The organism is Sanguibacter sp. Z6_81, assembly GCF_057180625.1.
In genome coordinates this window covers 650,274-663,022 of record NZ_JBXUFV010000002.1, presented here as the reverse complement: position 1 = coordinate 663,022, position 12,749 = coordinate 650,274, and the positions used below count along the sequence as shown (strand labels likewise).

General features: G+C 71.6%; 15 protein-coding genes. 2 read left to right on the top strand and 13 right to left on the bottom strand.

Annotated features, from left to right (window positions below; translation table 11 throughout):
• Positions 1-21: 21 nt before the first annotated feature.
• The 7 genes from AC2AXK_RS08010 to AC2AXK_RS07980 form a co-directional block, all read right to left on the bottom strand.
• Positions 22-438, bottom strand: coding sequence for a VOC family protein (locus AC2AXK_RS08010; protein ID WP_484344827.1), 417 nt, complete (start codon positions 436-438; stop codon positions 22-24).
• Positions 439-496: 58 nt separating this feature from the next.
• Complete coding sequence (locus AC2AXK_RS08005) at positions 497-940, bottom strand: GNAT family N-acetyltransferase (protein ID WP_484344826.1); 444 nt, start codon at positions 938-940, stop codon at positions 497-499.
• 118 nt (positions 941-1,058) lie between these two features.
• Positions 1,059-3,182 carry an iron ABC transporter permease gene (locus tag AC2AXK_RS08000; protein WP_484344825.1) on the bottom strand — a complete coding sequence of 708 codons (2,124 nt, stop codon included), beginning with the start codon at positions 3,180-3,182 and terminating at the stop codon, positions 1,059-1,061.
• Positions 3,179-4,171, bottom strand: coding sequence for an ABC transporter substrate-binding protein (locus tag AC2AXK_RS07995; protein WP_484344824.1), 993 nt, complete (start codon positions 4,169-4,171; stop codon positions 3,179-3,181). The genes AC2AXK_RS08000 and AC2AXK_RS07995 overlap by 4 nt, the downstream gene beginning before the upstream one ends.
• Positions 4,172-4,227: 56 nt before the next feature.
• Entirely contained in the window at positions 4,228-5,073 is an 846-nt protein-coding gene (locus AC2AXK_RS07990; protein ID WP_484344823.1) for an ABC transporter ATP-binding protein, read from the bottom strand.
• A gap of 56 nt (positions 5,074-5,129) precedes the next feature.
• Positions 5,130-5,978 (bottom strand): DUF72 domain-containing protein, encoded by an 849-nt coding sequence (locus AC2AXK_RS07985; RefSeq protein ID WP_484344822.1) that lies wholly within the window; start codon positions 5,976-5,978, stop codon positions 5,130-5,132.
• Entirely contained in the window at positions 5,975-6,424 is a 450-nt protein-coding gene (locus tag AC2AXK_RS07980; protein ID WP_484344821.1) for a pilus assembly protein CpaE, read from the bottom strand. The genes AC2AXK_RS07985 and AC2AXK_RS07980 overlap by 4 nt, the downstream gene beginning before the upstream one ends.
• 140 nt (positions 6,425-6,564) lie before the next feature.
• Here AC2AXK_RS07980 and AC2AXK_RS07975 point away from each other — a divergent pair, with 140 nt between their 5' ends.
• On the top strand, positions 6,565-7,311 hold the full coding sequence (locus tag AC2AXK_RS07975; protein ID WP_484344820.1) for an MBL fold metallo-hydrolase: 747 nt from the start codon (positions 6,565-6,567) through the stop codon (positions 7,309-7,311).
• 134 nt (positions 7,312-7,445) lie between these two features.
• On the opposite strand, the gene AC2AXK_RS07970 is transcribed toward AC2AXK_RS07975, so the two are convergent.
• The 4 genes from AC2AXK_RS07970 to AC2AXK_RS07955 form a co-directional block, all read right to left on the bottom strand.
• Positions 7,446-8,135, bottom strand: coding sequence for a DUF3618 domain-containing protein (locus AC2AXK_RS07970; RefSeq protein ID WP_484344819.1), 690 nt, complete (start codon positions 8,133-8,135; stop codon positions 7,446-7,448).
• Positions 8,132-8,575: a phage holin family protein gene (locus tag AC2AXK_RS07965; RefSeq protein WP_484344818.1), complete on the bottom strand. Its 444-nt coding sequence runs from the start codon at positions 8,573-8,575 to the stop codon at positions 8,132-8,134. The genes AC2AXK_RS07970 and AC2AXK_RS07965 overlap by 4 nt, the downstream gene beginning before the upstream one ends.
• Complete coding sequence (locus AC2AXK_RS07960; RefSeq protein ID WP_484344817.1) at positions 8,572-9,447, bottom strand: hypothetical protein; 876 nt, start codon at positions 9,445-9,447, stop codon at positions 8,572-8,574. Before AC2AXK_RS07960 ends, AC2AXK_RS07965 begins: the two co-directional genes overlap by 4 nt.
• Before the next feature lie 122 nt (positions 9,448-9,569).
• Positions 9,570-10,649 (bottom strand): NAD(P)/FAD-dependent oxidoreductase, encoded by a 1,080-nt coding sequence (locus AC2AXK_RS07955; protein ID WP_484344816.1) that lies wholly within the window; start codon positions 10,647-10,649, stop codon positions 9,570-9,572.
• A 181-nt stretch (positions 10,650-10,830) separates the two neighbouring features.
• Between AC2AXK_RS07955 and AC2AXK_RS07950 the strand changes: the two genes are divergently transcribed.
• Positions 10,831-11,472, top strand: coding sequence for a CYTH domain-containing protein (locus AC2AXK_RS07950; RefSeq protein WP_484344815.1), 642 nt, complete (start codon positions 10,831-10,833; stop codon positions 11,470-11,472).
• 25 nt (positions 11,473-11,497) lie between these two features.
• On the opposite strand, the gene AC2AXK_RS07945 is transcribed toward AC2AXK_RS07950, so the two are convergent.
• Together AC2AXK_RS07945 and AC2AXK_RS07940 are read right to left on the bottom strand one after the other, a co-directional pair.
• The gene (locus tag AC2AXK_RS07945; protein ID WP_484344814.1) at positions 11,498-12,148 is read right to left on the bottom strand and encodes an alpha/beta hydrolase; all 651 of its coding nucleotides are present in this window, start codon (positions 12,146-12,148) and stop codon (positions 11,498-11,500) included.
• 9 nt (positions 12,149-12,157) lie between these two features.
• Positions 12,158-12,691, bottom strand: coding sequence for a MarR family winged helix-turn-helix transcriptional regulator (locus AC2AXK_RS07940; protein ID WP_484344813.1), 534 nt, complete (start codon positions 12,689-12,691; stop codon positions 12,158-12,160).
• Positions 12,692-12,749: the final 58 nt, after the last annotated feature.

Sequence of the window (12,749 nt, the reverse complement as noted above, 5' to 3'; positions counted from 1 at the left end):
GCAGGTGCGTGACGGCGTGCGTCACGCAGCGGTAGGGGAGATGTTCACCATCCACTGCACGCCGAAGGGGTCGATGCACATGCCGAAGAGGTCACCCCAGGGCGCGGCCACGAGCGGCTCGATGACGGTCCCACCCTCGATGAGGCCCTCCCAGCAGCGCCGGAGCTCGACCTCGTCGTCGCCGCTCAGCGAGACCTGGATGCTCGTGCCGGGCGTGTACTCCATGCTGCTCGGCGTGTCGCCCGCCATGAGGACGAGGCCGCTCGGTGTCATGAGCTGGGCGTGCATGACCTTCTCGGCGTCTGTCGGGTCGTCGCTCCCGAAGGACGGTCCGAAGGTGTCGATGGCCAGCTCGCCCCCGAACACGGACTGGTAGAACTCCATCGCGGGCCGGGCGGTGTCCCGGAAACCCAGGTGGGGATTGAGGATGATGCTCATGGTCGGACCTCCGTGCGTCGTCGGCGGGTGACCCTCCCAGCATGGCACCGGGGAAATGTCAGGGGATAGGGCAAAGCAGGGTCTTTTTGTAGTAGGTCGCGGAGCCCGTGTACCCGAGCGCCTCGTAGAAGGTGCCGGCGCGTCGGGTCGCGAGCGAGACGACGGACGCGCCCACGTCTGTCGCCCACGCTTCTGCCGCGTGCATGAGGGCCGCGCCCGTCCCCGCGCGGCGCACCGCCTCCGCCACGACGATCTCGTCGACCCAGGCCACGAGCCCGTCGGCGTGGAACGTGGCCCGTGTCGACGCGGAGAGGTATCCGACGACCGCACCCCCCGGGTTCGCCTCAGCGACGAGGAGCAGGCATCGGGGGTCGGCGAGGATCGTCCGGTACATCTCCGCGAACCCGCCGGGCGTCGGGCGCCCGGAGGTGGCGAGCGCGATGGCCAGGGGCCACACCGCGTCGGCGTCCTGCGCCGTCGCCGGTCGGACCGTCGTCGTCATCTCGTCTCCCGGTGTCACGTGCGCGTGCAGAGCTCGGACCGCTGGTCAGACTAGCGTCCAGACGGGGCCGCTCTCGGGCCGCTCCCGGGGCCCGTGGGCACGGGGCACAGGACCGGCTTCAGCGCGGCGTGCGCTGCCGCCACAGGAGCCAGACGAAGTACGGCGCGCCGATGAGCGCCGTGGTCAGTCCCGCCGGAATCTGTGCTGGCGCGATCACGGTGCGGCCGACGGTGTCCGCGACGCTCACGAGGAGTGCTCCGAGGAGCATCGCGACAGGCAGGACGCGTCCGTTGCGGGATCCGACGAGAGCGCGCGCGGCGTGCGGGGCGACGAGCCCGACGAACCCGACGACGCCGACCGCGGAGACGGCCGCAGCGGTGACGAGCACCGTCCCGGCGAGCAGCAGCAGCCGGGTCCGCTCGACGTCGACGCCGAGCGTGAGCGGAGTGTCCTCGTCGAGGCTGAGCACGTCCATCTCGCGACGGTACGAGGCGGCGAGGGGCGTGACGACGAGCAGGGCGACGGTGACGGGGACGATGTGCCCGAGGGTGCGCCCGTAGGTGGAGCCGGAGAGCCACGTGAGGGCGAGGTTGACGTTCCACGGCGCGGTGACGACGATGAGGAGCGTCGTCACGGCGGTGACTCCGGCGCTCGTGCCGATACCGATGAGCACGAGCCGGTCGGAGCTCAGACCGCCCCGTCGGGCGAGGAGGTACACGAGCGCGAACGTCGTGCAGGCGCCCGCCGTCCCTGTCGCGGTCATCATCCACACCGGGGCTCCGGGGACGAGCAGGATGACGCTCACCGCACCGAGACCCGCTCCGGCGGTGACGCCGAGGAGCCCGGGGTCGGCGAGCGGGTTGCGGCACACCGACTGCACGAGCGTCCCAGCGAGTCCCAGCGCCGCACCGGCGAGCAGAGCGGCCAGGACGCGTGGACTGCGCTGGTCGAGGACGAAGTCGACCTGTCGTCCGGCCTGCCCGCCGAGCCAGTTCGCGACGTCTCCGAGCAGGACGAGTCGGTCGCCGAGCAGGACCGCCACGATCGCCGCCGCTGCGAGGAGCGTGACGAGGACCGTGACGACGACCGCGGCGCGCCGGACGCTCCGGGGCCGGACGTGTGCCCGGCTGCCCCGTGCGGCGGGACCGGAGTCCCGCAGTCGGCGGGCCAGGGCCACGAGGACGACGGCACCGAACACCGTGGTGACGATGCCCGTGGGCACAGCCGCGCCGTACCGGCCCGGCAGCACGGCCCGCAGGAGCACGTCGGCTGCGAGGACCACGACGACGCCGACGAGGGCGGCCAGCGGGAGGAGCGTGGCGTGGCGGCTGAGTCCGGGGACCCGGCGAGCGACCAGCCGGGCGAGCACCGGCGCGCACAGTCCGACGAACCCGATGGGGCCGGCCACGGTGACTGCTGCCGCGGAGAGGACGACCGCGCCTCCGACGGCGAGCACTCGCGTGCCGCGCACGTCCACCCCGAGCACCCGGGCGGTGTCGTCGCCGAGCGCGAGGAGGTCGAGGCGTCGCGCGAGGAGACCGAGGCCGACGAGGCCCGCGGCGACGACCGGTGCGGCGAGGGTGACCGTCCGCGTCCCGGACTGGACGATGGAGCCGCTGCCCCACGCGAAGAGACCGAGGGTCTCCTGCTGGAAGAGGACGAGCAGGAGGCTCGTCACGGCGCTCAGCGCCAACGTCGTCGCTGCTCCAGCGAGGATGAGACGCGTGGGCCCGGCGCCCCCTCCGCTGGACAGTGCGAGGACGAGACCGGCGGCCGCGAGCCCGCCGACGAGGGCGAGCAGACCCGAGACGTAGAACGGGAGCGTCACACCGACGACAGCGACGACGACGACCGCGAGGTACCCGCCGGCGTTGACGGCGAGGGTGTCGGGGGACGCCAGGGGGTTGCGGGCCACGGACTGCAGTGCCGCACCCGCCGCGCCGAGCGCAGCGCCCACGAGGACTCCGGCCAGGAGCCGTGGGAGCCGTGAGGCGACGAGGACGGCGGAGGCCGTCGAGCCGTCGTCGAGGCCCAGGGCCGCGCGCGCGACCTCACCGACCCCCAGGCCGGCGGTGCCCTGCGTGAGGTGCAGGAGGGCGAGGACAAGGCCGAGGAGGGTGGTGACGGCGAACACGCCGCTGGTGCGCAGGAGCGGGCGGCGAGCGGCGAGGGGCGCCTGCGCGAGGACCTCGGCCGCGCCCACGGGTGGGACCGGGACCGCCCGCTCCTGCGCGGTGCTCACGCGGTGAGTGCGGCGATGACCGCGTCGACGTACGCCTCGGCCGAGGCGGGTCCGCCGAACATCCAGATCCCGTCCGGGAGGCGGTGCACGTCACCGGCGGCGACGAAGGGCAGCTGCTCCCAGATCGCGTTGCCGGCGAGGCCTTCGGCGAACGGGTCGGCGGTGGAGTCGCTGGCCATGTAGAGGAACTGCAGCGCGTCGGCGTCGGCGAGAGCCGTGAGGCCTTCGACGTCCGTGGTGGACAGGCCGTAGTCGGGGTCGCCCTCGCCCTCCCAGCCGTTGACCAGGCCGAGCTCGGCGGCGATCGCGCCGAAGAAGGACCCGGGCGTGTACATCCGGACGCTCACCGTGCCGTTGGTGTCCCAGCCGTCCGCCATGGTGAACGTCGCGCCGGTGAGGCCCGCGGCCTCGAGCGCGGCCTTGCCCTCGAGCACCTTCTCGTCGAAGGACGCGAGCAGCTCCTCCGCCGTCTCGGCGGTTCCCGTCGCGGCAGCGAGCGTCTCCACCGTGCTCTCCATGTACCCGATGGGGTCGGTGCCGTCGGAACCGCGGAGCACGACGACCGGTGCGATCTCCTCGAGCTGGTCGACGACGGTGTCGGCGGTGTCGGTCGTCACGGCGATGAGGTCCGGCTCGAGGGCGGAGATCGCGTCGAGGCTCGCCTCGCCCCGCATCCCGACGTCGGGGGTCGTCTCGTCGAGCGGCAGAGCGGTTGCCCACGTGTTGTAACCGGCGACGTCGGCCTGGCCGACGACGTCGACACCGAGGGCGAGGAGGTTCTCGGTGAGGCCCCACTCGAGGGACACGACCTCGTCGGCGGCCTCGTCGAGGGTGTGCTCGCCGCGTTCGTCGGTGTACGTGACAGGGTCGCCGGACGCTCCGGCCTTCTCGGTCTGGGTCGTGGACGCTGGCGCCTCGGTGGTGCCGCACGCGGTGAGTGTGAGCGCGGCCGCGAGCAGCGTGGCGGGGAGCAGGGGAGACGTGCGCATGGGTGTCCTTCGGTCTTGGGTGAGGGTGGAGAGGTTGAGGGGCGTGCGCGGTGAGGTCAGGCGGGGACCGCGCGGCGCCCCGTGTGGCGACCGACCGGCTCCGTCCGGACGGTGCCGGTGCGCGCGTCGACGCTCACGTCGATCCGGATCTGGTAGGTCGCGCTGAGCGCTTCGGCAGTGAGGACCTCCACGGGCGTCCCGGCGGCCTGCACGACACCGTCCTGCAGCAGGACGACGTGGTCGGCGACGGCGGCGGCCTGGTTGAGGTCGTGCAGCACGACGCCGACGGCGACGCCGTGGTCGTCCGCGAGGTCGCGGACGAGGTCGAGGATCTCCACCTGGTAGCGCAGGTCGAGGTAGGTCGTCGGCTCGTCCAGGAGCAGCACGCCGGTGTCCTGCGCGAGGCAGGTCGCGAGCCAGACGCGCTGGAGCTCTCCGCCCGAGAGCTCGTCGACCCCGCGCTCGGCCATCGCGCTGACGCCCGTGACCTCCATGGCGTGCGCGACCGCCCGCGGTCCGTCAGGGTCCGTGCGACGGTACCGGGCCTCGTAGGGGTGGCGGCCGTATCCGACGATGTCGCGGACCGTGACGCCGTTCGGGGTGGGCCGGCTCTGGGACAGGAGGGTGACCTGCCGGGCGAAGTCCTTGGGTCGTAGTGCGAGGGCGTCGGGCACGTCGGGCAGGCTGACGGTGCCTGAGGTCGGCCGGTGCAGGCGGGCGAGCGAGCGGAGGAGCGTGGACTTGCCGGACCCGTTGGGGCCGATGAGCGCGGTGACGCGTCCCGCGCTCAGGTGCAGCGAGGCGCCGTGCACGACGGTGGCACGGTCGTATCCGAGCACGAGGTCCTGGCCCGTCAGTGACGGGGAGCCCAGGGCGCGGTCGGTGACTAAGGATTGCCTCACATAGGCAAGGTAACCCTCACTAGCGGCACCGGGTCAAGCATCTCGCGATGCGGTCGTCAGGAGTCGCGCACGATCTCCGCGAGGCGCAGCGCATCGAAGGGGGCGTGCACCTTCGCGTCGTTGTCGAAGTACACGTAGACGTCGCGCCCGACCCCGTCCGCGGTGGACGTTCCGTCGACCCAGCCCCGGATCCGCTCGGCCCACGTCCGGAGCTCTCCGTCGTCGTATCCGCTCACGTACAGCTCGGACGAGCCGTGCAGCCGCACGTAGACGAAGTCGGCGGTCACGTCGAGAACCAGGGGCCACTTCCCGGCCGTGTCGGCGACGACGACGGCGACGTCCTGTGCTCGGAGAAGGTCGAGAGCCTCCGGCGTGACGAACGACGGGTGTCGCACCTCGAGCGCATGACGCAGCGGGCGGTCCTCGTCGGTCGTCAGCCAGTCCCGCCCATCCAGGCGCTCGTCGCGGCGCGTGGCCAGCTCCGCGGCTGCGGCCGTCGTGCGGGGGAGCGACGCGAGGAACCGCCCGACGACGTCGGCGTCGAAGACGTGCCGCTCGGGCAGCTGCCAGAGGATCGGGCCGAGCGTCGGACCCAGTGCGAGGACACCGGACGCGAAGAAGTTCGCGAGCGCCGCCTCGGTCTCGACGAGTCGCAGCATGTGGGTGATGTAACGGCCACCCTTGACCGCGAACACGAAGTCGTCCGGCACCTGGGAGCGCCACCGCTGATAGCTCGCGGGCGTCTGGAGGGAGTAGAAGGAGCCGTTGATCTCCACGCTGGGCATACGCTCCGCCACGTACTCCAGCTCGCGCCGCTGCACCAGGCCCGGCGGGTAGAACGTCGTGCGCCACGGAGGGTACCGCCACCCGGAGATGCCCACCCGGGCGGTGGGTGCGTGCGTCAAGACTCGTGGATCTTCGTCGGGAAGGGCGTCCCGTCGCCGTGACCGGCCGCCGCGATGAGATCGAGGAGCGCGGTGGCGTAGGCATCCGAGGCGCTGCCGGCCGGGAACAGGACCGGCTCGCCGTGCAGCAGGATCTCCGCGACGAACCGCTCGTCGCCGTCGTGGCGCAACGACCGGAAGGAGGGTCCGAGCAGGACCCGCAGCTGCTCCTCCGTGGGGTGCCACAACGTCTGGTCGAGGTCCACGGAGTCGAGCGCCCACTCGGTGGTGCCGTTGAAGCCGAGCACCTTGCCCGTGTCGAACTCGTGCACCTCGACGGTCATGTCGCTCACGGTGAACACCGCGTCGGAGAGGTCCTGCGACTCGATCGTGAACCGGTCTCCGGCTGCTGGCTGCCACCGGAGACCGGCGAGGGCGAGAGCGCGTGCGAGGTCCGAGGAGATCATCGCCCCAGTCTCTCCGGACGCGGCGCCCCCCGCACCCCGGCACTCGCCCTGCGCCCGCCCGGGGCGGTGGGTAGGGTCGCCGGAGAACGGGGGTGCCGCGAACCCGTCGGCTACCGCCCGTCGTTGCACGGAGGGCCACCATGACCAGCGTCACCGTCGCCGAAGGCGTCCACCGCATCGAGCACGCGTACGTCAACTGCTACCTCGTCGAGGGCGACGACGGCGCGCTCACGCTCGTCGACGCCGGGCTCCCGGCCGTCTGGCCGGTGCTCGCGGACGCCCTGCGGACCATCGGGAAGCGCCCGCACGACATCTCTGCCCTCGTGCTCACGCACGCGCACTTCGACCACGTGGGCGTCGCCCGCAAGCTCGTCGAACACCTCGAGGTGCCGGTGTGGGCCCACGAGGACGAGCAGTTCCTCGCCGCGCACCCCTACCGTTACGCGCACGAGAACCTCCGCGGGATCTACCCGGTGCGGTACCCGCGCAGCATCGGCATCCTGGCCGCCATGACGCGAGCCGGGGCACTCAAGGTCCGCGGTGTGCGCGGGACCCGTGCCATGACGCCCGGGTCCGTGCTCGACGTCCCGGGTCGGCCAGAGATCCTCTTCACCCCGGGCCACACCTTCGGGCACTGCGCGCTGCACCTGCCTGAGCGGGGGGTCCTCATCAGCGGCGACGCGCTCGTGACCCTCGACCCGTACACAGCACACACGGGGCCCCGGATCGTGGCGGGAGCGGCCACGGCGGACATCGACGAGGCTCTGAGGTCCTTGGACGTCCTCGCGGCCACCGGAGCCCGGACGGTGCTGCCGGGGCACGGGGAGCCATGGTTCGAGGGCGTGGAGTCCGCGGTGGAGCTCGCGCACGCGGCAGGCGGCGTCTGAGGGGCTCGCGCCCGGCACCGGGCGCGAGATCGCCGTCGGGCTGCCGTCGCTCGCGACGCGCCACAGGCCCCCGTACACGCGACGAAGGCCCCCACCGTGAGGTGGGGGCCTTCGTGTGAGTCGTCCGCGAGCGATCAGGCGCGGGCGTCCTGGATGTTCGCCTGCGAGTCCTGAGCCTGGTCGCGCACGTCCTGGGTGGCGTGCTTCGCCTCGGACTTGAGGTCGGCTGCCCCGCTGGCCGCGGTGTCCCGGACCTGCTGGGCGCCCTCGGTCGCCGTCGCCCTCACCTGGTCCACAGCCTGCATGGCGGGCTCGCGGAGGGTGTCGGCGAGCTCTGCGGCGCTGCTCTTGACGCCCTCGGTGGCAGTCTGGACCGCGTCGCTCTCCTTGACGGAGTGCACGGCGTCGCGCTCACGGCGGCTCGACGGGATGAGCGAGGCGGTGAGAAGTCCGACGCCGAAGGCGATGATGCCGGCGGCGAGCGGGTTGCCCTGCGCCTTGGCCCTCGCAGCGCTCGGCGCGCCCTTCACGGAGCCCATGGCGCCGCTCGCGGCGCCGGAGAGCCCGTCCTTCGTGCTGCTCGCCGTACCGCGGATGCTGTCGGACACACCGCTCGCGGTGCTGTGCAGGCTGTCGTTCGCGCCGCTGGCAGCGCCGAACACCTTCTCCTTGGCGCTCGAGACGGCGTCCTTGACCTTGTCGGCCTGCCGGTGAGCGACGGCACTGGGGCTCACCTTCTCGGTGAGTGCGTCGACGTCCTGGCTGAGGTTGGCGCGGGTCGCTTCGATGTCTGCGCGGATCTGGTCCGGGTCGTTCGTGGTCATGGCGTCTCCTGTCCCTTGAGAGCATCTGGAATCTGCTTGACGGTGGCGGCGGTCTGCGGGAGGCCCTTCGTGCGCGCCATCTCCTTCTTGCCCTTCGCGGCGAGCACCGCGGCGACGACTCCCCAGATGATCGCGACGATGAGGCCGGACCAACCGAGTGCGGGGTCCTCGCCGCCGTCTCCGATGAGACGTGCGAGGCCCCACCAGAGCGTGAGCGAGAGGAAGAGGAGGACGAAGTGCCCGGCGACGGCAGCGCCGCCGAACATCCCGGCGCCCTTGCCGGCCTGCTTGGCCGACTCCGTGGCCTCGGCCTTGGCGAGGGCGATCTCCTGCCGGATGAGCTCGGAGAAGTCCTTCGTCACCTCACCGAAGAGCTGCCCCACCGAGGCGTTCGTCGGATCGGCCCCGGGGGCTCCCGGTGCGCCTGTGGGTACCGTCATCGAAGCCCACCGAGACCCTGGTCGTACGTCGTGTCGCCGGTGCGGCCGTAGCCGTCGGCGGCCGTCGTCGGGGTCGCGTAGGTGCCGAGCGGGTCGGTCGCCGCTCCGGTGTCAGCGCCGGGTGCCGTGTCGGCGAGGGTGCCGGGTGCGTAGCTGGCGGGCACGTATCCGGCCGGCGTGTGACCGGACAACGAGCTGGGCGCGTGCTGGGACCCGGCCGTGTCCGCGGCCTTCTCCTGCGCGGCGTCGTCCTTGAGACCCCGGGCGACGCGGCCGACGACGAGGCCGACGCCTGCCGCGATCGCGAGGAAGGTCCCCGGGTTGCGACGGGCGTAGCTGGAGACGTCGGTGAGGAGGTCGGACGGCTCACGGCTCTCGAGCCAGTCGCTCGCGTCGGCGAGGTAGGAGGACGCCTGACGCGCGAGGTCGCGGGCGAGGCCCTGTCCCTCCGTGCCGTCAGCCATCGACGTGAGGTCGTCGGAGAACGTGCGGACCGTCCCGGCGAGGCGCTGCACCTGCTGGCTGGCCCCGCTCGCGAGCTCCGTCCGCCCCTGGTCGAGAAGGTCCTTCGCAGCGACCTTCGCCTCGGCGACGGTGTCCTTCGCGGCGGTCTTGGCCTCGGCGGCCGTGTCCTTGACCATGGTCTTCTCGGACTCGACGACGCGGCTCGCGCCGTCGCGTGCGGTCGAGGCGACGTTCGCTGCCTCGTCCTTCGCCGTGTCCTTGAGACCGGAGTCCTGGGAGTCGGAGCCCGTCGTCGAGTAGGAGCTGGTCGACCCTGCGCTGTGCGCGGGGTACGTGGGGACGGGCTCGCCCGCGGACGACCCGAGGGGTTCGATCGGGTTCGTCGGACCGCTGTATGCGTCTGTCATGGTCGTTCCCTTCGTTCGGAGACTTCTTCCACGCCACTTCTTGACGTCTGCGTCCATGGTGTGCTGCATATGCCGCCTCCGCCTCCCGAAATCACATGTCGTGCGAAGGTCGTTCTGCTCGTCTAGAGTTCCCGGCTGCCTGTGTTCGCAGGCGCGCTCGCGGACTGGCGACGCGTTTCGACCGCACGGGCGACGTCGTCGTCGACGAGGTAGGCGTTCATGGAGATCGCGGCACGGGAACCGGCAGCTGCCGCCGCGATCACCTGCGCAGCGGGGTCGCTCACGTTGCCCGCGGCCCACAGTCCCTGCACCGTCGTGGCCTGCTCGTCGTCGACAGCGAGCCACTGCGCGAAGTCGTTGCGCTCCGTGCGCGCCCCGAGCACGACTGCCAGCCGGTCGCGGGCGAGGAAGCGCGGGCCGATGAAGAGCGCCGTACGCGGTTCCACCTCTCCGGACTCCATCCGCACGCCGACGAGACGGTCGCCCGAGGTGACGAGGGCGTCGACGGTGCCGTCGACGACGCGCACGCCCCGCGCGGCGAACTGTTCCTCGTCGTCGGGGCTGAGGCTCGCCGTCGAGTGCGTGAAGAGGACGACGTCGTCGGACCACTGCCGGACGGTCAGAGCCTGGTGCAGCGACATCGGGTTGGACGCGATCACACCGATCGGCTGGCCTCGCACCTCGAACCCGTGACAGTACGGACAGTGCGAGACGCCGGTGCCCCACTGCTCCCGGACCCCCTCGATGTCGGGGAGCTCGTCGACGAGGCCGGTCGCGATGAGCACCGTACGTGCGTGGAGCACCGATCCCGAGGAGAGCGAGGCGCGGAAGCCCGAGCAGTCCCGCTCGAGTGCCTCGACGGAGTCGTCGACGAACCGGCCGCCGTACCGTTCGACCTCGGTCCGACCGTCCCTCATGAGGTCGCCGGGCGAGACTCCCTCCCGAGCGAGGTATCCGTGCACGTGCCCTGCGGGGGAGTTGCGCGGAGATCCGCCGTCCACGACGACGACGTCCCGCAGCGCCCCGGCGAGCACGAGCGCGGCACTGAGCCCGGCCGCGCCACCGCCGACGACGAGTGCGTCGAGCATCGTCGTCGGCCCACCTCGCCCGCCGGGACAGGGTCGGCTGCCACCGCCCTCGTGCTCGCACCCGTCGACGTGAGCCGCTCCGGTACCACGTGCGGCCCCGGTCTCCTGGGTCATGACAGACCACCTCCGCGCCCCACTGTCGGTTCTCCGGGCCGCTCTCGCCACCGGACGTCGGCGGTGCGGGCACCGCGTCGCGGGCAGGGGCCCGCGCAGGTCCCTCGGGAGGACCCGGTCGGCTCGGTCCAGCTGGTGGTACCGTGACATGAGGACAGCCCTCAGAAGGAGGCCAGGACCGATGAGCGACTGCGGTTTTGGCGACTTCGAGTTCGAGCGCCGCTTCCTCGTGGACGACCTTCCCACCGCGGCCCTCACCGAGCCTGATCCCGTCCTCATCGTCCAGAGCTATGTCCTGGCCGCCGAGGGCTATGCGATGCGGGTCCGCGTCCAGTCCGGCTCCGTCCTCCTCGACCTCGACGGCACCGAGGACGAGCTCGGTGTGCTCCGTGACTTTGCGGGAGAGTTCGAGTTCTGTGCCGTGACCGTCAAGGGCCCGATGGTCGGTGGCACGCGCTACGAGGCCGAGCGCGAGATCGACGTCGGGGTCGGGCTCGAGCTGATCCGGCTCGGCGGCAAGCGCATCATCAAGAACCGCTACGCGATGTGGCTGGGCGGCGACGGGTGGGTCATCGACGTGTTCGGCGGAGCGAACCGGCCGCTCATCATCGCGGAGTGCGAACGCGGCGGTCCGGTCACCGATCTGACGATCCCGCGCTTCTGCGTCACGGAGGTGACGGACGACCGGCGATTCTCGAACGAGACCCTGTCCCACGCACCGTACTCGGCGTGGGCGCCGGCCTATGCGCAGGAGCTCGCGACCCGGGGGCCGCGGTTCCTCCAGGAGTTCGGGCGCAACACGCTCGAGACCGACCTGCCCTGAACCGCGCGTTCCTGACCCGTACGGCTCAGGGGAGCAGCGGGGGGTCCACGTCCGGCACGTGAGTGCTGAGGAACTGAGCGACTGCCGCAATCTCGGGTCCGCTGATCCCGTGGGCGAGCCCGGGGTAGACGACGTCCGTGAGGGTGGTGTGCTGGGCGAGCCAGCGCCGTGCCCGCTCGAACGCGTCGCTGCTGATGATCTGGTCCCGGTCGCCCCGGCCGAAGAACACGGGAGGCGCGAGGCGTGCCAGCTCGATGTCCGAGTCCAGTGCTGCCTCGGTGACGAAACCGGACAGCACCACGCCTGCGACGAAGCGGGCGGGTGCCTGACGCATGAGCTGGGTGACCATGAGGCCGCCCTGGGAGAAGCCGAGGAGGGCGATCTGCGTCGTCGGGGGGACATGCTCGTCGATCCACGCGAGGACGGCGTCGGCAGCGGCGCTCGCAGCCGCGGGGTCGGGACGACCGGGGTCGACGATGGGCACCCACGCGTACCCCGACGGCAGGGGGAGCGGGGCGCGTACCGAGGCCGTGGCGAGATGCCGGGGGAGGTGCGGGACGAGTCCGGCGAGGTCGTGCTCGTCGGCTCCGTATCCATGCATGAGCAGCAGGAGCGGCGAGTCCGGGCGGGGACCGGGGGACAGCACGGTCGCCCCGGTCGAGATGCTCAGCGTCATCCGGGAACCCTATCCGGTGGAGGGGTTGGTCGTCGGTGGTGTGCCAGGTCGGCGCGGGGGCTGGTCGCGAAGGTGGTCCGCCATCGACGTGAGGAACGTGACGACTGCGTCGCGGCAGCCCTCCGGGACCTCGTCGGCGATGGCGAGCATCGCGTCGTGCATCTCCCGCAGGCGACCGCGGATGTCCTCGTGCGCGTGCGCCGTGGCACGGATCTCGAGTGTTCTGCGGTCGGTCGGGTGCGGGTGCCGTTCGAGGTGGCCCGAGGCGGTGAGGCGGTCGAGGAGCTTCGTCGTGGAGGCCGTGGAGAACCCGAGGGTCACGGACAGGCCGCGCGGTGTGGCGATGGCGCCCTTCGTCTGGGCGCTGACGACGTACTGGAGGGCGAGCAGGTCGCTCTCGTTCATCGCCATGTCGGCGCTCACTCGTCGGCGCATGGACTGGTCCTCGCGCCGGAAACGCCTCAGGGCGTGCAAGATGTGGATGGCCGATTCATCGTTGTCGTACCAGTATGTCCCTGTGCCGGTCGCGTCGTTCGTACTCATCATGTGATCATAGTTGACTATTAACTAGCCTGGCTAGCAAAATCGTTCGCTCACACCG